Below are 20,788 nucleotides of genomic sequence, written 5' to 3'. Positions count from 1 at the left end.
AGGAAACAAACGTGCTGGATCCCCAATCACCGGAACTGAAGGTTGCGGATTACAACTCTACGTTACAGTTGGCCCAGGCTCTAGAAGCTCGAGGCGACTTCCAATATAAAGGCATATATAAGCTAGTTCTCATAGTCGCGGACTGGACTGAAAAGTTCGTCGCAAATAAGATTCTACCTACTACGGAACAATTAGCACGCGAACTGACTCTGGACAAGGAAAGAGTCTTCGCTTATCTAAAGGAAGTTACTTCCCGTCATAATCCGCCTTTGATCAAAAAGATCTCAATGGTGGATTATGACCCGACTGGCGATTTGTCGGACGGCAAATTGATCGCTTCTTCACTTCGATTAATGACGGTGTTTGCCAGACCGTCTCAGGCGGATGCCGGGTCTAGTCATCGTTACGTGGAAGGGGTCAATCAGACTTCCTTTAGTTCCATTCAACGATGGATTAAGGAAAGGCGAAAATTCCCCGGCACGGAAAACTTTCAAAAATGGATTTGGGAATGCATCGACGCTAATCGATTGAGCGAAACATACGCGTCGTCCGAAATCGGCAGTCTTTTCCAGGATCAATACGATACCACTCCGGCGCTTAAGCAAACGACGATCAACATCCATTTAAAGCCGGTTTTAAAGCGGCTAGTAGATTCTAAGAATTTGTATTTCTTCCGGAACGAGCACGCATTAAGTCCCGGGAATCGATCCGTTTTTTATTATAATATTCAGGATGAAATTATCGCCCGCCTGGATGTATATAAGAAATATCTAAAGGATAAAATTATTCCCGAACTTCAGAGAATCGGCGTTTTAGGAAACTTTAGTCAGGAAGAACTGAATAATACCAGGGCTTTAGCGGCGCAAGTGCTGCCGTTTTTAAGTCCGGCGTACGGAGATCAGAAAACCGCGATGGAAGAACTTTTGACTCTTATACATTTCGAAGAGGAGGAAAAGGAAAAGAAAGAAAAAGAAGAAAAACGAGCCAAACTTTCTGAACTTCTGGATTATGTGCGATCCGCAAATCGACTTGTCGACTTGAATTATCTTAGATTCCGCGGAGAACCTATAGAAGATGAAATTAGCAATCTTATCGTAAATCATGAAATGATTCTGCACGCCGAATTCGCCGACAAAAAGAACATGTACAATTTTGTGTTACATAAGGATTGTATTCAAGGCGCTATCGATAACGCGAAACGGGTTCTTTCCGCGACAGGGAACGATAGCGAAATCCGCGTGCTTGGAAAAATGAATATCAAGGACTTTCTGGAATCTAAGGAAGCCGCGGGCCAATTCGAGAAATTAGAATATTCGTCTTTATTTAAGTATCTTCCTTTCTTTACCAAATTCTGGCGTTCTTTATTCGGTAATAACATGGTTCATCGCTTCGAGGCCGAAGAAATTCGGGCTAGGCTCGCTGCTGAACAGAATAAGAGAGTTCTCGAAGCCAAGACTAGAGCCGCTCAGGAAGAAAAACTGAGAATTGCGGAAAAGCGCGTAAAAGAGAAGGATGCAGCGGAATTCGGATCGAAGACGAGAGCCGCAGCCGCTTTGGCCGTGGGCGAAGAAGCCGTAATGGCTCGCTCAGGCGAGCAAGAAGTGGATCCTCAGGCAAAGAAAATGCTTTCTTCGGTCTTGGATATTTTGGATGCCGCCTGGAGCAGAGGAGAATATCCCGATCGAAATTACCTTTTGGAGACGCTTGGCGCGGATGCGGATGAAAATACGCTCCTCAATTTTCTGAAAAAGAATGCAAAAAAGGAAATCCATTCCTTTATGGTAAGAAATCAGGAAGAAAAATATACGTTTCCGATTCTGATTACGCGTAGATTTTTGAAGAGGAACGGACGGTCGCTTTTGGATAAAGCTAAGAAGATCGTGGACGAACAGAAAGTCGCCGGAATGCCGGAGCAAGAAAAGTTCGATTTCTATATCTCGTTCGAAGACTTCCTGAATAGGACGCTTGCGAAAATTTAACTCGATCCGAACGATGCCGACTTTTTACGGCTCGGACAGAGATTCCGGATTTCTCTTATTCCTATGAAAAACGAACTCGTTAACTTTAGAAAAACAAAAATTATTTGCACGATCGGACCCGCGACAGCGGATAAAAAAATGATTCTAGCGCTGGCCGAAGCGGGGATGAATGTTGCCCGCCTTAACATGTCGCACGGGAATCACGAATTCCATAGATCGATTATTAAAATTATTAAATCCTTAAACAAGGACATGCTAAAGCATCCGATCGCAATCCTATTGGACACCCAGGGGCCTGAAATTCGCACCGGGGATCTTCAAGTGGATCATTTGGATCTCAAAGTCGGCGAATCCTTTACCTTCCATATTATTCCGGGCGTCGAATCGGAAGAACAATCCGTTTTCGTAAATTATCGAGATATCGTGAACGACCTTAAAGTCGGCGATCGAGTTACCGTAGATAACGGTTTGATCAATTTGGTAGTGGAAGAGATTCAAGAAACCGCGTTGAAATGTAAGGTTGTCGACGGCGGAAAGTTAGGCTCCAGAAAGCACATCAATCTTCCTGGAATTCGAGTCAATTTACCCTCTATTACCCAGAAGGACCATAAGGATATCCTTTTCGGTCTGGAAGAGGACGTGGATTTTATCGCTCTCTCTTTCGTTCGGTCCAAGGATGACATCCTGCAGTTGCGCAAGATCATCGAGGAGAACAACGGTCACTCTGCGATTATCGCAAAGATCGAAGACCAGGAAGCGGTTCGGAATATGGTTGAGATCGTCGAAGCTTCCGACGGCGTTATGGTTGCTCGCGGCGATTTAGGTGTCGAGCTTCCCATCGAAGAGCTTCCCATCATTCAAAGAGCGATCATTCGAGAATGTGCCGTTCGCGGAAAGAGAGTCATCGTTGCGACTCACCTGCTCGAATCGATGATCAATAACCCTTCTCCCACAAGGGCGGAAGTTACGGACGTGGCTAACGCGGTTTATGAGGAATCGGATGCAATCATGCTTTCGGGCGAGACGGCGGCGGGAAAATTCCCGGTTCGCTGTGTGGAGATGCTTCATAAGATCGCCGAGCGAGTGGAAAAAACTCCCGGGGTGGGATATGTAAGCGACCGAGTGCCTTCCAATAAAAAAGAAGAGATGGCTAAATCGGCTGCGATGCTCTCCGATTCCATTAAGAGTCCTGCAATTATCGTGATTACTCGTCGAGGAACTACGGCGTTGAATGTGGCTTCGTTCCATCCTAGGCAACCGCTGATTTACGCATTTACGAACATGACTACAGTTCGGCGGAAGCTTTGGCTGACGAGAGGGGTCATTCCGTATAGAATCGATTTTTCGAGCGATCCGGAGAAGACGATTAAATTAGCGATCGAAACTCTTAAAGCGAGCGGACGAATTAAGGACGGAGATCAAGTCGTGATTCTTTCCGATATCATTGCAGGAGTGGATCGCGTTGAAACCATTCAGGTGCGGGAAGTAAAATAAAACGATCCTAATCGGAATTAGTTTTTTGTTCGGTGGCTTCTCCGCCGAACGCTTGTTTCTCCACCCAAACTAAAAGGCTTTCGCGTATTCCTAGGCGGTCTAGGGCTTCGAATAACATTCCGGTATAATTTACCGAGGATTGAAACCTTTCGAATTCCAACCTTACTTTCAACTTTTTAATATGAAGATAGAGTTTTAATTCTGCGGAGCTCATAGTTTTCGGATCTTTTTCTAAAAAATCGTCGGAGCCTAAGAACGGATTTAGGCCTAATCCGGAGACATTTTCCTGCTTACTCTTCTTCGGCGACATACTTCGTTTAGCCTTTCAATTTAGACGCGACGAGGGCCAGGGAAAATAAGGAGAAAAATAAGCAAAGCCCACCCGTACCGAGTGCGGCCGGAATCGGGTCGCCCCCGAAGGTCTTTAATAAAAAAAGGAAGAAGGCGCCTATAAAAAGAAGAGATGCTAATCCTAAAAAATAAAATCCGATTCTAAGGAATACATAGGCTTGGACTCCTCGTTTAACTTTTTCTTCCGCTGATTTTCGAAGATACAGTAGGAGAGTTTCGATGTATTCGAGGAAAGAATCGACCAAAGAAAGGAGATGGCCCTTTAATTCGAAGCCGTTAAAAAAACCATCGCCATTCGGTGTTTCGGATTCTGGGGTTTTTGCCCGAGAGTTCTCCTTTTTACGCGCCAAAGAAGTTTCCTTTATTTCCTACGAATTAAAAGACCGATGATCAGGCCTAGTCCGACGCCCACCCCGAGTCCGATCAGTGTCGCTTTTTGGGGATTTTCTTTGATATATACGCCAGTTTGATCGATGATCTGCTTTGCTCTCTCGCTTGTTTCGCCCGTAACTTGCTTTAGGCGTTCCTTTAAATCTGATACGTGTTCCAAGTATTCCTCTCTAGCTTTACCAGTGATTTTTTTTGCCTTTTCTTTGAGGGATTCCAACTCCTCGTTGAGGCTTTCGGCATTGGACATAAAAGCGGTCCTCCAGGGTCTCTTATTAGAGGACTCTATTCCTATTTCAAGAACTTTCCAAAAATGTCAAAAGCATCGATAAAATCATTTTTATGGCTTTTAATTCGGGAGGAATTCGGTCGAAAATTCTCGTATAATTGTCAGAGTGGTCAATCAGGGACTCTGCTCGCGAGAGTAGTTCTTCTAAAGCGAAACCCGATTTAACCTTAAGATTTTTCAGTAGGGGAAACGCTATGAATCTCGTTTCAAAAATCGTCAAAATTCGTCGTAAACAACGCCAAAGAATTTATAATAGAGCCTATCGACAGGCGCTCAAGCATCTAAAGCGGGAATTTAAAGCCGAAGCCGACCGTCATGCTCAGGCGGAGAAGGAGCTGGAGAAATATTACCGCAAAGACGTCGATACGGAAGCCAAGAAGACGCGCAAAAAAATCCAAGAGTTGGAAAATTACAAACTTCTTTTGGAGAGAAAGGAAATGGAGATAGAATCGAAATTGGCATTTCTCAACGATCAGCTTCACAAAATCGAAGAGCTAAAAGCTAGGATGGATGGGGCCGTAAATTTAATGGCAAGAGCCGGATCTCTCTCGAACGGAGCGATCGACGACGCCGAAAAAATCAAACAGGCCTTAAAGAAAGTTCTGTAGCTTTTTCCGTCTCCATTCATAAAACGTCGGTATGAGTTCCACGCGCAAAATGGATCCCGAAGAGATTCGGAAGAATCTTCCCGATTCCTGGGAAGTTCTTCCTATTAACGGAGTGTATAGAATCCGTAAGAATTTTACGTTTTCCACCTACTCGGAAGGGATTCGTTTCGTAAACGAAGTAGCCCGAGAAGCGGAAAGATTGGATCATCACCCTGATCTTAGAGTCACCTACGGAAATGTCGGTCTGGAAGTTTTTACTCATTCTCTTAACGGGCTTTCGAATTTGGACCTAGAGTTGGCCTTGTTTTCAGAGAAAGCTTACAAACGGGACATTTCTTAAGTAGCATTCCTAAATTTACTTCGAGATACTCACAACCTCTTGGCTGAACTTCGGCTTTCTTCTTTCCAATACTGCCTTTAATCCTTCGTCGAAATTTCCGGAAACGAACGGCTTGAACTCTTGGATCAATAGGTCCGTCGGAGCGTTGAACTCCTGAATTAGGTCTTTTCTAATGCCTCGTTTCAAGGATTCGAGACTTGCCTGAGGAAGATCCAAGATATCTAACATATAGTCCTCCGATTTTTTATTCAATTCTTCGGCGGGAAAAATGAGGTCGACCAGTCCGATCGCTTTAGCCTCTTCCGGTTTATAGGCTTTCCCCAACATCGCGACGTCCCGCAATCTAGCTTTGCCGACCACCGATTCGATGATATTTAATAGAGTAGGTGGTATTGTCAAACCGACCAATACTTCCGAGAAGCAGTATCTGGACTTTCCGTTTCCCATAAACCGAAAGTCGGTTAGGATTCCGAGCACTGCGCCTCCCGCCATTGCGTGTCCGTTAATAACGGTTACTTGCGGCTTAGGGAACGTATATATAACTCGCATCATATCGAATAATTTTGCGAATACTTTGACTCTATCTTCCGGAGAGCGTTCCAACATATAACGAGGATCTAAACCGTTCGAGAAAAATTTTTCATTTTGAGAACCGATTAAAACTGCACGAACGCTTTTTTTTGCGCCCAGAATTTGATGCGCTTCGATCAACTCGTCCATGAGCTCCTCCGTCATTTCATTGGAAGGTGATCGTTCCAGCCATATCCACGCTAAGGGTCCTTTTTCTTCGATTCTGATATTTTTCATGATACTTCGTTTTCCCTCTAAACTAATAACGATCTCATCTCGTAGAGATTCGTACGATTGAAATCTTCGACAATAATAGGAACCCGTAATCGGCCTATTCTTTCAAGTTGAATCTGACTCATTTCGGCAAATACCGAATGACGTTTGCCATGAAGTTTCGAAAGTTTGCCCTTCGAACGAATCGAAGTAAATTATAAGTATTTAATATACTATCGAGCGGGGCAATTTTGGGCCGCGGAAAGAAACTACGGCCGACCCTGATTGCTTGGCGTGTCTCGTAGTTCTGAGAATAAAAGAAAGGCCCTAAAAAGGGCCTTTTATTGATAGGAGTTTATTAGAATAAAATTCGCTTAATCTGGAATTACGATATTGTCGTAGTTATCGGAAAATCTATACCCGATTCCCCAAATTGTTTCGATCCATTCCGGTTGGGCGGAATTCTTTTCGAGTTTCGATCGGATTCGTTTAATATGAGAGTCGATCATTCTTTCGAATCCGTCCCATTCCATTCCCCATACCGCTTCCAGGATCATTTCTCGGGAGAATACTTTTCCAGGGGAAGTCGCCATTAGTTGGAGGATATCGAATTCCTTTCGGGAAATATTGATGACTTGGTCTTTGAGCGTAACTCGACGGCGGACCGGATCGATTTTCAAGCTGCCGCGGATAATTTCACCGCCGCTTCCGATATTCGGTTTAATGCCTGCTTTTTTGTCCCAACGGCGAAAAAATACATCCACCCTGGTTTTAAGTTCTCTAACGGAGAACGGCTTCGTAATGTAATCGTCCGCTCCAAGTTCCAATCCCATTATGCGATCGATTTCTTCGTTACGGGCAGTTACGATAAAGATAGGAGTATTTTCGTCGGTTCTTCTTACAGTGCGGCATACATCCATGCCGTCGATATCGGGAAGAGAGAGGTCTAAAATTAGAAGATCCGGATGATTTGCTTTATAATATTTCAACCCTTCTTCACCGGATGTTTGAATGGTGGTTTTATAATGGGCCGAATCTAAAGACTTTCGTATGAGGTTTCCGATATCCGGATCGTCTTCGATGACCAAAATGTTCTTCATAAATGCCTCAGATGAATTTGATGGAAAAAATAACCTGAATACAACATATTATTCCCATGAAAAATGCTTCAAAGAAAAAATTAAGACTTGGGAAAATCGGGTAAAAATGCGCTTATTTCAAAAAAAAACGATGTTTAAAGATCCAAATTCAAGCGATTTTAGGATTAGGGTGTGTCATTTTTTTTCGTAATTCTCCTTAGAATCGCAAAATAAAGGCAGGTATTAATTTCTAAATGAAATCTCCTCTAACGATCCCTCGCTCATGGGCGTTGATTGCCATATCTGAACCAGGCTTGGATGTACATGGAATAACTCGCGAGACCGGAATTCGACCCGATCTGCCTGTCCCCGGAACGGCAACCGGCATCTCAGGTGAACCGGTGAGTTCTCCATTATGGCAAATCCATTCCAAGAAAGACGCGAATCTTCCTTTAGAGGATCATGTTTGGGAGCTTATCGAGCGCATTGCTCCTCACCGTAAGGAATTTCAAAACGTTTGTGAAAAACATCCGGTGACGTTATATTGTTCGGTCGAGTATAACGACGGTAGTTTAGAGGAAGCTTCATTAAGTCCTAAATTGCTTTTATTATTGGGAAATCTAGGACTTAAAATCAGTTTCCAAGCTTGGAAACTGCCGGAGAAGAAACGTCGATTAGAGGATAAGAATCACATCCGTTAAACGAAATCTTTCCAAGTATCTTCTAACCGATATAGCGGGATGAGAAAAAATGAGAACCCGATTTTTCTCCCGTAAATCTAGAGCGAATTTGATCAGCTTTTCTAAGACCGTGATCGATAGGAATTGCACGTTTCCTAATTCCAATTTAACGTGCCGGCTCGATTCGTAAAACGCCATCGCCAGCGCGGATTGTAATTCTTTGAAAGAGTCGCCTTCGATTTGACCGGTTAAAGGTTCTATTTCGACTATCTTGGTTTTTTTTCGGATTTCGAAATAAGTGTATCTGCGAATCTGTTCCAAGAGAAGGAGTTCCTCGAAACAAGGTAGGATCTCCGTGTTGGATATTGCAAGTCGGATATTAGGCGGTACAACGGATGAACCTCACTTCCAAAGAAATTATAACGGCGCGGGCAAGATTTCTACGATCCACCCGGGACTTTTTCCATTCGGAAGGATTTTTAGAAATAGATACACCCGCCTTAAAAAAGATTCCCGGGATGGAACCGCACTTAGATCCCTTCGAAGTCCGTTCCCCTTCGGGAAATGAAATCGGGTACTTAGTTACTTCGCCGGAATATTCCTTAAAACAAGCCCTATCTTTAGGTTTGGACCGGGTCTATGAAATAGCACATACGTTTCGCTCGGGGGAAAAAGGAAGCCCTCTTCATACTGCTGAATTTCTTATGCTCGAATTCTATCAAGCCGCCGCCGATTTGAACGATCTAATGGATACGACCGAACGTTTGATTCGGGCCTTAGGGAATCGAATCGGGAAGTCCACTCCGGTTTCGAAGATTCCTAGAAATCGCGTTCGGGATTTATTACTTCGATACGCGGGCTGTGATTGGGATCGTGAGTCTCTAGAAAAGAAATTAAAGCAGGCGTCTTTGACGAATCTCTCAATGCAGGAATTGGAATATGAGGATTGTTTTTATCTAGTTTTTTTGAATTTCGTTGAGCCGAGGCTTTTACCCGAGTTTCAATTTTTGTACGATTACCCACCGGAAATGGCCGCATTGGCCCGGATAGAAAACGGGGTCGCCAAGCGTTTTGAAACGTACTACGGAAATATCGAACTCGGAAACGCCTTTTACGAGTTATCCGATCCTGTCGAACAGCGTCTCCGCTTTCTTAAGGAGCAGGAGCTACGAAAGAAATTAGGTAAGGAAGTCTTTCCGATCGACGGGGAATTCCTTCTTTCGCTCGAAAGAGGTCTCCCTACTTGTTCCGGGAACGCGATCGGATTGGATCGATTGCTCTCCGTATTTCTCGGCGCGAATTCCCTGGCTCAAATTAGTCCGTATTGGGCCCGCCTAGACTAGAAAGATTCCCGACTTCCGGAGTAAATTGGTTCAAGATTCGCCTTACTAAGGTTCGATATTCAAAGTAGAACCGTAAAACTTTGGTTGCACGGAATCTCTCACGTAGTACCCTACTACGCGAGAGTTGATTTTCCGTATACGAGACAAGGCGAAAGAATCTCTTTCCACCTGAGTCGATCGGGAACCTGAAGGGACGGACGGAAACATGGCAAAAAAACAGAATTATTACGTCACCATCAACGGGAAAAAATACGATCGCGGTTTGATCGAAATTGCGGATGCTTCCGTTTCCGGTAAGCGTGACGGTCGGATTTCCGTAAACGACGCGAAAAAGCTTTTGAATGCCGTGAAAGACAATAACACGTACACCGATATAGAAAAGAAAACCATAGAGCACATCCGCGAGAATTATAAATTTACGGATAAGGCGGACGAATGGTTTCGATCCGAGATTAGAAAATGGGCCGCCGAAAAATCGGCTAAGACCAAATCTGCGGAACCGGAAGAGGCATATGTAGCCGAGGAAGATACCTCGAATATCCCGTCCGCTCCGTCGGATGACGACGACTCTTACTTAGGTTATACGAATTATATTCCCACACCTTCGGCTGGCAAGCCGCGCACAAGAAGCGGCATTCCGATTCTACTTCTTTCCGTATTAATTTTAAGTGGAATCGGCATCGGGATATATTATACGTTCGGTTCCTCGAAAGAAGGATCCAAATCATCCGCTTCCAAGCATTCCTCGGAGAAAAAGAAGGAAGAAAAGATTTTAGAAAAACGAGAATCGAAAAAGGATTCGACTCCGGACGAAGCTGAGAAAGGCGTATTCAGTTTATTTTCCGGTTCCAAAGCAAAGTCGGCCAAACTGGAAGGTGCGAACGCGGAGCTTGCAAAGCAAATCGAATCGGGCGCCATTCATTTCGATAAGAATAGCATCTCCGTTTTATCTTCTTCGCGCAAAACGCTGGATCATCTTTCCAAACTCTTGAAAAGAAAACCCGAATTGAAGGCGTCTCTGACCGGGCACACTTCGAACGAAGGAAAGGAAGAGGCGAATCTAAAAGTTTCCAAACTTCGCGCGGAAATGGTTCGTGACTACTTAGTCGGAAACGGTATCCCTAGCGAGCGTATTTTAATCCAGGCGAAAGGGGCTACGGAACCCATCGCTGAAAATTCTTCGGAAGTCGGTAGGGAAAAAAATCGCCGGGTAGAAATTCGGATCGTTGAATAGACGAATCACTGTATAAGAGAAGTTTAACTTCTAGTATTATTTCCCTTTCCCCGGAAGTCGTAGGCATGCGTCTTCTGTTCGGTGGCCGCCGTCCGTCGGTTCCAAAAATCCCGTCCTGTCTGAAAAATCCTATACAAGTACCCTATGCCCGGGAGACGATGAAACCATCCCGGAGATGACACATGGCATTTGATATAGATATGATCCGCGCTCGGTACGAGAAGATCGGGACCCTGGTAAAAAAGGCTAGGGAAGTGGTTGGGAAACCTCTTACCTTAACTGAAAAAATTCTGTACTCCCACCTATGGGACGGAGAGCCGAAACACGCTTTCGAGAAAGGAAAGTCTTACGTTGATTTCGCTCCTGATAGAGTGGCGATGCAGGACGCAACGGCCCAGATGGCGTTGCTACAATTTATGTCCGCCGGCAGAGATAAGGTGGCGGTTCCGTCTACCGTTCATTGCGACCATTTGATTACCGCGCAGGTAGGATCGGTCGCAGATCTTAGTAAAGCATCGACCGAAAACAAGGAAGTTTATGATTTTCTCTCCTCGGTTTCCAACAAATACGGAATCGGTTTTTGGAAACCCGGCGCAGGGATCATTCACCAAGTCGTTTTAGAAAATTACGCTTTCCCGGGTGGAATGATGATCGGTACCGATTCTCATACCGTGAATGCGGGCGGGCTGGGAATGATCGCGATAGGAGTCGGTGGAGCGGACGCGTGCGACGTAATGGCGGGTCTCGCTTGGGAATTGAAATGGCCCAAATTAATCGGAGTGAAACTCACCGGAAAACTTAACGGTTGGACCTCCCCGAAAGATATCATATTAAAAGTCGCGGGAATTCTCACCGTTAAGGGAGGAACAGGCGCTATCGTCGAATATTTCGGCGAGGGAGCTGCGGCATTATCCTGTACCGGAAAGGGAACTATTTGCAATATGGGCGCGGAGATCGGTGCGACTACATCCACCTTCGGATACGACGAATCGATGGAGAGATACCTAAGGTCTACGGGACGCGCGGCGGTGGCGGATCTCGCGAACGGAATTAAGGAACATTTGAATGCGGATCCCGAAGTCTATGCGAATCCGGATAAATTTTTCGATCAAGTGATCGAAATCGATCTAAACAAACTCGAGCCTCATCTAAACGGACCGTTTACTCCTGATTTGGCGACTCCAATTTCTCAGATGAAAGATGCCGCGAAAAAGAACGGTTGGCCGACGAAAGTTGAAGTAGGTCTTATCGGATCTTGCACGAATTCTTCTTATGAGGATATTTCCCGTGCCGCTTCTCTGGCACACCAAGCCTCGGAAAAATTCCTGACTCCAAAATCGGAATTTACGATAACTCCCGGATCGGAACTTGTTCGGTTTACTATCGAGCGCGACGGGTTCATTAAGACTTTTGAAAAGATCGGAGCAAAAGTATTTGCGAATGCTTGCGGACCTTGCATCGGAATGTGGGCTCGCGTAGGCTCGGAAAAGAAAGAGAAGAATACGATCGTTCACTCGTTTAACAGAAATTTTCAATCCCGAAACGATGGGAATCCGAATACATTTGCATTCGTCGGATCTCCGGAATTAGTAACCGCTCTTGCGATTGCCGGAGATTTAACGTTCGATCCGAATAAAGATACTCTTGTCAATGATAAGGGCGAGAAAGTAAAATTAGATCCGCCGAACGGAGACGAATTACCGAAACGCGGGTTCGATGTGAAGGATGCCGGATTTCAGGCTCCTGCAGCGGACGGTTCTAAAATTCAAGTCGTAGTGGATCCGAAATCCAATCGGCTTCAACTATTGGCTCCGTTCTCGAAATGGGAAGGAACGGACCTGAAAGGATTACGTCTTTTGATTAAAGCCAAAGGTAAATGTACTACGGATCATATTTCGATGGCCGGACCTTGGTTGAAGTTTCGCGGGCATCTCGATAACATTTCCAATAACCTCCTGATCGGTGCGACGAATTCGTTTAACGATAAAATAAACTCAGTTAAAAATGAGTTGGACGGCTCTTACGACGAGGTCCCGAAAGTTCAACGTCAGTATAAGGCGAAAGGAATCGGATCAATCGTAGTGGGTGATGAAAACTACGGGGAAGGTTCCTCTCGAGAACACGCGGCTATGGAACCTCGACACCTCGGAGTGCGTGCGGTCTTAGTGAAGTCTTTTGCAAGGATTCACGAAACCAACTTAAAAAAACAAGGAATGCTCGCGCTTACTTTTGCGGACAAGGCCGATTACGATAAGATCAAGGAAGACGATACGATCGATATCCTCGGTTTAACCTCGTTTAAGGAAGGAACTCCTCTGACTCTAGTCTTACACCATTCGGATGGAAGTAAAGAGGAGATCAAGGCAAACCATACGTATAACGAACAGCAAATCGAATGGTTTAAGGCGGGAAGCGCTTTGAATCTTATCGGCGGGAAGAAGTAAAAAATATCGGCAGGAATGCCTTTATATCTTCGGTGGAAGGTTTCGTTCGCAGGAACCTTCCACGGAGAGCCCGCATCTTTATCTCTATTTCTATCTTCAAAATTCACTAATCCACCCGCTAATTCTTCCGAACAACCTCGTATTTCACGATACGAATGATCCGTCCGGGAACTGCATAAATTTCGTTAACCTTCTCATTTCTCCGATCACCGTTGCTACTTTGATTCCGCAGGAGCGTCTTCTCCGCGCAAGAATCGGTGTATGGCATTTCGGCATATATTGGGATCCCTTCTTATTTAAAATTTTCTTTCCTTAGCTTGACATTTAAAAGTTACATGTTAATAATTATAGAACTTGTAACTTTTGGAGATTGATATGAAGTTAAAGAAATTAGGAAAAAACGGCCCCGAAGTTTCTTCGGTCGGCCTCGGTTGCATGGGGATGTCGGATTTTTACGTTTCTAAACAAACTCGAGACGACCAAGAAAGCATCTATACGATTCATGCCGCGTTGGATGCCGGGATCAATTATTTGGATACCGGAGACTTCTACGGAATGGGGCATAACGAATCTTTGGTGGGAAAAGCGATTCAAGATCGCCGAGACCAAGCCTTCTTAAGCGTAAAGTTCGGCGCTCAGCGTTCTCCTTCCGGCGCTTTTTTAGGGTTTGATGCGAGACCTAATTCGGTAAAAGCATTTGCGGCGTACTCTCTTCAGAGACTCGGAGTAGATATTATCGATTTGTATCAGCCCGCTCGAATCGATCCGTCGGTTCCGATCGAAGAAACGGTAGGCGCGGTTGCCGATTTGATTAAGGAAGGGAAAGTTCGATATCTAGGGCTTTCCGAAACTAATTCGGAGCAGATTCGTCGGGCCAATAACGTTCATCCTGTAAGTGCATTGCAAATCGAATATTCGCTCGCGACCCGATTGATCGAGTCCAAAATTCTGCCTACGATTCGAGAACTAGGGATTAGCTTGGTTCCTTACGGAATCGTCGGAAGAGGGTTGCTGACCGGCAGTATCACCGGTGAGATTAAGACGGATTATAGAGCTCATCTACCTCGGTTTCAGGGGGAAAACCTTTCTAAGAATCTGGAAAAGGTTGCAACGCTGCAATCCATAGCCTCGGCAAAAGGATCTACCCCGTCTCAGATCGCAATCGCCTGGGTTCTTTCCCGCGGAGAGGATATCATACCATTAATAGGGACGAGTAAGCGATCTCGCTTATCGGAAAATTTAAAAGCACTTGATATCATCCTGACTTCGGAAGAGCTTGAGAAATTGGATCGTACTTTTTCGGAAGGGGCTATCGTAGGAGATCGCTATCCTGCTCCGCAAATGGAGATGGTCGCCAAATAAAATATGCCAAGAACCGGCCTTTCCCCTGAAGAATTAAAACGAGTCGCATTGGATTCGGCCGAAAAAATGATCCGCAAGTTTGGGTTCGACAAGACCCATCTTGTGGATATTGCCAAGGAAATCGGAGTAAGTCATCCGATTCTCTATCGTTTGTTTCCTGATAAGGCCGCGCTTATCGATGCGGTATCCGAACGTTGGTTGAATCGGATCGATGATGAGTTGGCAAAAATCGTCTCAAAAAAAGGAAGCTCCAAATCCAGACTTCATGCTTGGTTCTTAACTCTGCATCGTTTAAAGAGAGAAAAAGTTTCCATGGATCCGGAATTGTATCGGGCTTTCAATTCTTCGGCAGAATTACGACGTCCCTTCGTGGTTCGGCATCTGGAGACGACGATGAGCCAACTTTCCTCCATATTGGAATCGGGGATTCGATCCGGGGAATTCTCTAAAAAAGATCCGAAACTACTCGCGAGTCTGTTGTTTCATGGAATGATCAGTTTTCACCATCCTAAAATGGTTCTCGATCATTTGGATTCCGATAGGGAACTTCTTTTAAAACAGGTTTTGGATCTTTTGTTAGCGGGAATTCCATGAACTTGAAGATTTTATGATTTGGGATCTTTCCTAAAGAACGGATGATCTTTCCAGAATAAAGAATACCGAAGTTTCCAGTTCGGATATTCGTTCGTAGTCCCTGGAAGATTTGTCTGCTTGTATTCCCCTAAAATATCGTGCATTGCAAACATTCGGATTTTTGAATTTGCAGAAGTTAGAAGCTTAAGTAAGGCGTCTGCAATTTCGCTACCGTGCATTCCGTTTCCGTTATGCGTAGATAAAATTCCTTCCTTCCGTATCAACGCGACCATCATCTGTTTATCCGATTCCCGTTCGGCAAGCAAAGTTTCGTATTCAGCCCAGCTTAGCATGCCTATTCTAAAACGTTCTTTTATGTCTTCCGAATTCCAGTAACCTTTTAAAGTGGGCAGGTCGTGAGTATTTAAGGAGGCTACCGTTCGTAATTGATAATGGGTTGGAGAGCTATATTCATGGCTGTCATGCTTTTCGAAATACAAAACCTTAGTTAGGTAAATTCCGAATTCCGAAAGTATCTTTTTGACTTCAACGGGCACTAGACCTAGATCCTCTGCAACGATCGCGCATCTGTTTCTTTGACTTTCCAGTGCAAGAATTTTGAGCAGGTCCTCCCATGGATAGGCTACGTACCCTCCTGCCGCTCCGGAGTAAGGAATCCAAAATAAGCGAAATAATCCCACAGCATGATCGATTCTCAGGATTCCATCTTTGGGCATGTTCGTCCTCAATAACTCTATGAAATGTTCGTAATGATCTTCCCGTAAGCGGTCGGGAATTAAAGGTAGAATTCCCCAGTTTTGACCGTTTGGTGAAAACTCGTCCGGTGGGGAACCGATTGCCGCACCCGAAGAAAAAATTCGTCCGGCGATCTGAACTTCCGATCCCCCCGGATCAGGGCCGACAGCTAGGTCCGTGTAAACGGATACTTGAATGCTATGGAGAGAATCGACCACCCGGCAGAATTGTTTTTCAGCGATCCATTGAATGAATTGGTAAAACCTAACTTCATACGTCAGGTTTTTCGACTTTTCCTCGATCTCCGTTTCGAGCAGGCCTACGTGCGTTAGTCTTTGCTTTGAAGGTGAAGTTTCCAAGGTTTCAATAATGATTCGACTCGCGTCAAAAAGGCAATGTCTGAAAAGTGAAGTTCCACCGGCTTCGGTAAATTCTTGAAATAGGGAAAAAACTTCCGGATTCTGCGCCGGCAACGATTCCATAAACCGCTGAAAAATCGCTCTCAAGAATCTCATCTTAAATTCGGAGACTTTCGCATAATCTATATGCTCATCCGAAATCAACTCGAGAAACTTCGGATTGTTTCTCTCGATCAGATATTCCGATTCGAGTTCGCGGTATCCAAAATCTTGGAAAACCCAAGGCAAGTGAATATATAAAGGATTTTTAAACAAACGATTCGAAGGGGAATAAGGGCTTCTTCGATCCGGCTCCAGAGGAAATAGCGCATGTAGAGGATTTACTCCGAGGATGGAAAATCCATTCCGAGAGCAATCTAATCCTATTTCCAAAAGGTCTTTAAAATCTCCGATGCCGTCGTTCCAAGGAGATCGAACCGAATATAATTGAAGAGAAATCCCTTTGCGTTTCCAGTCATCCGACCAGTCGTAGCAAGTTTCGGGGTAAACGATAAGAATCGATTCTAAAACGCCCGCCGGCGCATAAGACTCAGGTAAGTTTTCCAATCGTAGCGTATGATACCCGGGAGGAAGAGGTTCTAATAACGAAATCGTTATGAGACGAAGATCGTCGTCGTTGCTCTCTTCCGTTGATATATCTTTCACTCGAACGTTGAAAGTCGGTCCTTCCTCAAGAATAATTCGGAAGCTAAGGGTTTCAATGCTTTGATCCTTGGTTAAACGAATCCTAATTAGTCCAGGCTGGGAATCTACGGGAATAAAATAGACCGGTTCAAGAATCCTTGAGGATTTATTCGTCGATTTTTTCCTTAAAATAGATTCGGGATCGGAAACTTCTTTCGGATCATAACCTAATGCGACGAGGATTCCTAAGAAAGTGTTCGTTTCTAAGCGATGGGCTTGACCGGTTAAATCGGTATATTCGGGAAGGATTCCGAAAGCTTCGTAAACCGCTGTTTCATTCATACGAAAGGCCTTTGTCTTTCATAATCGGACTCGCCTGAGCCGTTGTAAAATGAAATCCGACCATGCTTTCTTCCCTCAACCTATATTTTTGTCCAACGTTAAGCGAAAACGTTTCCCGATCGAATTCAGCCTCCCATGTGTCGAATGCTCGTATCCAAATTCCGTCTCCTAAGTAATTCGTTAATAGAAAATCGATCGGTTCCTCCGAAGCGTTTAACAGAAAAAGAAGCGAAGAATTTCGATTCGAAATATCATCGTTTAACGATTCGTTATTGTCGGATGGAGGGGGTAATAGGAATCCGAAACTCTTTCTCGCTTCGGATTCCCATTGCGATTTTACCAACTCTTCACCTGTTTCTGAGATCCAAAGAATATCCCTTGAAAAATGATCCGGTCGTAATTTTCCTTCGAAGAATTGGTCTCTCCTTAGAGAGGAGTGTTCCTTTCTGAAGCGAATTAAATTAATTGCATATTCAAGAAGAATTTTATATCTCGCATCTAGATCCCAATTTATATAATTCGTTTCGTTGTCTTGGCAATATGAGTTGTTATTTCCTTTTTGGGTTTTGCCCAATTCGTCTCCGGCGCCAATCATCGGAACACCCTGGGAAATAAAGAGGGTCGTTAAAAGATTTCGTTTTCGTCTATCTCTTCTTGAAAGAATTTCGCCGGATGTCGTCGGACCTTCCACTCCAAAATTGGAACTATAGCTATAATCCCACCCGTCCTTATTCTGCTCTAGGTTTTCCGCATTGTGTTTTTTTTCATACGAGACCAGGTCTTCCAGCGTGAAGCCGTCATGGCATGCCACGTAGTTGATGCTTGAATACGGACTTCTTCCTTCTTTTCGGAATAAATCGCTGGACCCGGCGATTCTAGTCGCGAATTCGCCTAAGATTCCGCGGTCTCCTCTCCAAAACTTCCGACTGCAATCCCTAAACTGTGCGTTCCATTCGCTCCAAGGTTTCGGAAAGCTTCCGATCTGGTAGCCGTCCTTACCTAAATCCCAAGGTTCTGCGATGAGCTTGACTCCGGAAAATACCGGATCGGAATTGATCGCCGTAAGAAATGGGTTCTCGATGTTGTTAGGAACTTTTTCGTTTCTTACTAAGGACCGAGCTAGATCAAACCTGAATCCGTCGATGTGCATTTCGGTTACCCAAAATTTCATACTGTCTAGGATCATTTTGGCTACGTACGGGTTCTCTACATTGAGCCTATTTCCTGTCCCCGTGCTGTCATCATACTTCGTTAAATCCAATTTATCTAACTTATAATAGGAGAAATTATCGATTCCTCTGAACGAAAGACTCGGTCCGAAATGGGAATTTTCGCAAGTATGATTGTAGACTGAATCTAGTATTACTTCGATTCCGGATTTATGTAGTTGTTTAATCATATTCTTGAATTCGTTTATGCATTCGATACCCGAAGTGGAACGGGAGAACCTTCTGTCCGGGGAGAAGTAGGTCAGGCTATTGTAGCCCCAATAATCGGTAAGGTGATTATTATAAAGTCTTAATGAATCGAAGCATTGGTGTATCGGCAGTAATTCGACGGTAGTGATTCCTAATTTCTTTAGATGTCTTATGATCGGTTCAGAGTAGAAGCCTGCATATGTTCCTCTTAACTTCGGAGAAATATCCGGATGTAAAGCCGTCATTCCTTTGATGTGTGCCTCGTAAATAATTGTATTTTTCCATGGGATATTCGGGCGTACATCCTGTTCCCAATCAAAGTCGGAATGAATCACCTCCGAGAGCGCCGCAAAGGGAGCGTTATCTCGCGTGTCCATTCTCAGGAGTTCCTCTGGGGGAATCTCCCTGAACTGTAAATCCGTTCTAGAATATGAGAATAGGGAGGAATGCCAGGTGGGCAGTCGGGCGATCCATTTTGCATAAGGATCCGATAGGACCTTATTTTCATTGAACCTATGTCCTTTTTCAGGCGAATAGGGTCCGTGCACTCGATAACCGTACAGTTGTCCCGGTTTAATTCCCTGTAGAAAACAATGCCAAATCGGTCCGGTTTTCGAAGGCATTCTTATCCTTTGTGATTCTTTTTGCGAATCTATGGAATCGAATAAACATAAATCAACGGAATCGCAAAATTCAGAATAGACGGAGAAGTTGATGCCTCCGTCCACAAAGGTTGCTCCTAACGGTTCCGGCTTTCCGGGGAAAACATTTGGGCTCACTACTCATCATCACTCCGTTAAAGTTTAAAAGTCAATATCGTTATAAATATCTCACTTCGATAATGTCATTAACGCCCTTTGATAATTATCAACTAACGGAATAAGCGATCGAAAGCATTATTAATTGCATCTTTGATTTTTTAGAGGAGCATTTTCGAATGGAATTTATATGTTCAAAGTCTTAATGATCGGCTGGGAATATCCCCCCAAGATTACCGGAGGATTAGGAACGGCATGCTATAACATTGCCAAAGCTCTTTCGGATTCAGGCAACGAGATTTACTTTGTTCTGCCTCATCTTTCCGGTGAGGAACCAAAATTACAGAATATTAAAATGTTCGACGTAGAAGGAAGTGTCGTCGATTTCGAGGAAGAGGAAAGAAAAATTCTTTTTCAATTGCAGAAAGAATCAATTTATAAAAGCTTAAGTCTTCAAGCATTTCATCCATATGAATCTTCTCGAGAGATTAGCCTACGTGAAACCGAACCTTTTACGATGGAAAAGGTGGCTACCCTTTCGGAAACGATTCGGCATTCTTCAAACGACGAGTCTGTGAAAATTCAATCCGGTTATACGAACAACATCATAAACGATATTCAATTGTATGCTAGATTTAATTCCATTTTGGCCCGCAAATTGGATTTCGAAATAATCCATTGTCACGATTGGATGACCTTTCCTGCGGGAGTTGAGACGGCAAGGTCCACCGGCAAACCGTTAATCTGTCACGTTCATGCGACTGAATTCGATAGAAGCGGGGAACGAGTAAATCAGCAAGTATACGATTTGGAACGGGCTGCCTTTAAGGAGGCCGCCGCTATCATTACGGTTAGCAATTATACTAAAAGAATTTTAATGGAAAGATATTCCGTGCCGGAATATAAGATTTATCCTATTCATAACGGGGTCGAATTTGAATTGGATAGAAACCTGCTTCGGAAAAATAAATCGACTGAAAATCAGGAGCGATTGGTTCTCTTCCTAGGAAGAATAACATTTCAAAAAGGTCCGGATTATTTCGTCAGGGCGGCGAAAAGAGTCCTAGAGGTTGCCGATAATGTTCGGTTCGTTATGGCAGGAACCGGAGATATGTATGCGAGAATGATTGAAATGGCCGCCGATTTGGGAATCGGAAAATACTTTCATTACACTGGCTTTCTATCCAAGGAAGAAACCCGGCAATTATATTCCATGGCTGATTTGTATATCATGCCTTCGGTATCGGAGCCTTTCGGCCTTTCCACGCTAGAAGCAATGAGCGGAGGAGTTCCTGTCATATTATCGAAGCAATCCGGAGTCGGGGAGGTTGTAAACAATTGCATTAAGGTGGATTTTTGGGACGTGGAAGATATGGCGAGTAAAATCGTGAGCGTTTTATCCGATCGCAATCTGCATGCTACTCTTCGTGACGGAGGTCTTGAAGAAGCGACTAATAATTCCTGGTCCAAGACGGGGAAACGAATCGAAGAAGTTTATGCGAAGGTAATAAATCGCAAATAATGC

Annotated in this window: 19 protein-coding genes; 11 read left to right on the top strand and 8 right to left on the bottom strand. The window is 44.3% G+C overall.

The features are described from left to right. Positions 1 to 11: 11 nt before the first annotated feature. On the top strand, positions 12 to 1,979 hold the full coding sequence (locus LEP1GSC058_RS18870) for a hypothetical protein (protein ID WP_016551323.1): 1,968 nt from the start codon (positions 12 to 14) through the stop codon (positions 1,977 to 1,979). A 63-nt stretch (positions 1,980 to 2,042) separates the two neighbouring features. Next, positions 2,043 to 3,473 carry a pyruvate kinase gene (pyk, locus tag LEP1GSC058_RS18865; protein ID WP_016551306.1) on the top strand — a complete coding sequence of 477 codons (1,431 nt, stop codon included), beginning with the start codon at positions 2,043 to 2,045 and terminating at the stop codon, positions 3,471 to 3,473. 7 nt (positions 3,474 to 3,480) lie between these two features. Here pyk and LEP1GSC058_RS18860 read toward each other — a convergent pair whose 3' ends face one another. From LEP1GSC058_RS18860 to LEP1GSC058_RS18850, 3 genes are read right to left on the bottom strand one after another with little or no spacing between them, the layout of a single operon-like run. Further along, positions 3,481 to 3,783, bottom strand: a complete 303-nt coding sequence (locus LEP1GSC058_RS18860; protein ID WP_016551277.1) for a hypothetical protein — start codon at positions 3,781 to 3,783, stop codon at positions 3,481 to 3,483. Positions 3,784 to 3,790: 7 nt separating this feature from the next. After that, entirely contained in the window at positions 3,791 to 4,174 is a 384-nt protein-coding gene (locus tag LEP1GSC058_RS18855) for an LBF_4227 family protein (RefSeq protein ID WP_016551305.1), read from the bottom strand. 11 nt (positions 4,175 to 4,185) lie between these two features. Beyond that, positions 4,186 to 4,461 (bottom strand): DUF883 family protein, encoded by a 276-nt coding sequence (locus LEP1GSC058_RS18850; protein WP_010568393.1) that lies wholly within the window; start codon positions 4,459 to 4,461, stop codon positions 4,186 to 4,188. 233 nt (positions 4,462 to 4,694) lie between these two features. Here LEP1GSC058_RS18850 and LEP1GSC058_RS18840 point away from each other — a divergent pair, with 233 nt between their 5' ends. Beyond that, positions 4,695 to 5,108 (top strand): TraB/GumN family protein, encoded by a 414-nt coding sequence (locus LEP1GSC058_RS18840; protein WP_016551383.1) that lies wholly within the window; start codon positions 4,695 to 4,697, stop codon positions 5,106 to 5,108. A gap of 31 nt (positions 5,109 to 5,139) precedes the next feature. Beyond that, a complete protein-coding gene (locus tag LEP1GSC058_RS18835; RefSeq protein WP_039948824.1) occupies positions 5,140 to 5,448 on the top strand; it encodes a 4a-hydroxytetrahydrobiopterin dehydratase in 309 nt (102 codons plus the stop codon). Positions 5,449 to 5,463: 15 nt separating this feature from the next. Here the strand turns inward: LEP1GSC058_RS18835 and LEP1GSC058_RS18830 are convergent, their stop codons facing one another. Both LEP1GSC058_RS18830 and LEP1GSC058_RS18825 read right to left on the bottom strand, forming a co-directional pair. Next, on the bottom strand, positions 5,464 to 6,255 hold the full coding sequence (locus LEP1GSC058_RS18830) for an enoyl-CoA hydratase/isomerase family protein (RefSeq protein ID WP_016551195.1): 792 nt from the start codon (positions 6,253 to 6,255) through the stop codon (positions 5,464 to 5,466). Between the two features lie 350 nt (positions 6,256 to 6,605). Continuing rightward, positions 6,606 to 7,331 (bottom strand): response regulator transcription factor, encoded by a 726-nt coding sequence (locus LEP1GSC058_RS18825; RefSeq protein ID WP_010568397.1) that lies wholly within the window; start codon positions 7,329 to 7,331, stop codon positions 6,606 to 6,608. Positions 7,332 to 7,564: 233 nt separating this feature from the next. On the opposite strand from LEP1GSC058_RS18825, the gene LEP1GSC058_RS18815 reads away from it, so the two are divergent. After that, complete coding sequence (locus LEP1GSC058_RS18815; protein ID WP_016551315.1) at positions 7,565 to 8,011, top strand: DUF4279 domain-containing protein; 447 nt, start codon at positions 7,565 to 7,567, stop codon at positions 8,009 to 8,011. On the opposite strand, the gene LEP1GSC058_RS18810 is transcribed toward LEP1GSC058_RS18815, so the two are convergent. Next, the gene (locus LEP1GSC058_RS18810) at positions 7,985 to 8,311 is read right to left on the bottom strand and encodes an STAS domain-containing protein (protein WP_016551080.1); all 327 of its coding nucleotides are present in this window, start codon (positions 8,309 to 8,311) and stop codon (positions 7,985 to 7,987) included. The genes LEP1GSC058_RS18815 and LEP1GSC058_RS18810 overlap by 27 nt on opposite strands. A gap of 74 nt (positions 8,312 to 8,385) precedes the next feature. Here LEP1GSC058_RS18810 and epmA point away from each other — a divergent pair, with 74 nt between their 5' ends. The 5 genes from epmA (at position 8,386) to LEP1GSC058_RS18785 (ending at position 14,967) form a co-directional block, all read left to right on the top strand. Further along, positions 8,386 to 9,333, top strand: coding sequence for an EF-P lysine aminoacylase EpmA (gene epmA / locus LEP1GSC058_RS18805; RefSeq protein ID WP_016551378.1), 948 nt, complete (start codon positions 8,386 to 8,388; stop codon positions 9,331 to 9,333). Between the two features lie 205 nt (positions 9,334 to 9,538). Beyond that, a complete protein-coding gene (locus LEP1GSC058_RS18800) occupies positions 9,539 to 10,567 on the top strand; it encodes an OmpA family protein (protein WP_016551332.1) in 1,029 nt (342 codons plus the stop codon). Between the two features lie 182 nt (positions 10,568 to 10,749). Next, positions 10,750 to 13,011: an aconitate hydratase gene (locus LEP1GSC058_RS18795; RefSeq protein ID WP_016551173.1), complete on the top strand. Its 2,262-nt coding sequence runs from the start codon at positions 10,750 to 10,752 to the stop codon at positions 13,009 to 13,011. A gap of 375 nt (positions 13,012 to 13,386) precedes the next feature. Next, a complete protein-coding gene (locus LEP1GSC058_RS18790) occupies positions 13,387 to 14,373 on the top strand; it encodes an aldo/keto reductase (RefSeq protein WP_016551230.1) in 987 nt (328 codons plus the stop codon). 3 nt (positions 14,374 to 14,376) lie between these two features. Then, entirely contained in the window at positions 14,377 to 14,967 is a 591-nt protein-coding gene (locus LEP1GSC058_RS18785) for a TetR/AcrR family transcriptional regulator (RefSeq protein WP_016551134.1), read from the top strand. An 11-nt stretch (positions 14,968 to 14,978) separates the two neighbouring features. Here LEP1GSC058_RS18785 and malQ read toward each other — a convergent pair whose 3' ends face one another. Next, positions 14,979 to 17,087: a 4-alpha-glucanotransferase gene (gene malQ / locus LEP1GSC058_RS18780; RefSeq protein WP_016551375.1), complete on the bottom strand. Its 2,109-nt coding sequence runs from the start codon at positions 17,085 to 17,087 to the stop codon at positions 14,979 to 14,981. Continuing rightward, positions 17,080 to 19,284 carry a glycogen debranching protein GlgX gene (glgX, locus tag LEP1GSC058_RS18775; protein ID WP_016551296.1) on the bottom strand — a complete coding sequence of 735 codons (2,205 nt, stop codon included), beginning with the start codon at positions 19,282 to 19,284 and terminating at the stop codon, positions 17,080 to 17,082. The genes malQ and glgX overlap by 8 nt, the downstream gene beginning before the upstream one ends. Positions 19,285 to 19,453: 169 nt before the next feature. Here glgX and LEP1GSC058_RS18770 point away from each other — a divergent pair, with 169 nt between their 5' ends. Continuing rightward, on the top strand, positions 19,454 to 20,785 hold the full coding sequence (locus LEP1GSC058_RS18770) for a glycosyltransferase family 4 protein (protein ID WP_016551130.1): 1,332 nt from the start codon (positions 19,454 to 19,456) through the stop codon (positions 20,783 to 20,785). Positions 20,786 to 20,788: the final 3 nt, after the last annotated feature.

The sequence above is a fragment of the Leptospira fainei serovar Hurstbridge str. BUT 6 genome (assembly GCF_000306235.2).
Classification (GTDB): Bacteria; Spirochaetota; Leptospiria; order Leptospirales; family Leptospiraceae; genus Leptospira_B; species Leptospira_B fainei.
The sequence above is the reverse complement of the archived record's forward strand: the minus strand, read 5'-3'. Positions and strand labels throughout refer to the sequence as shown.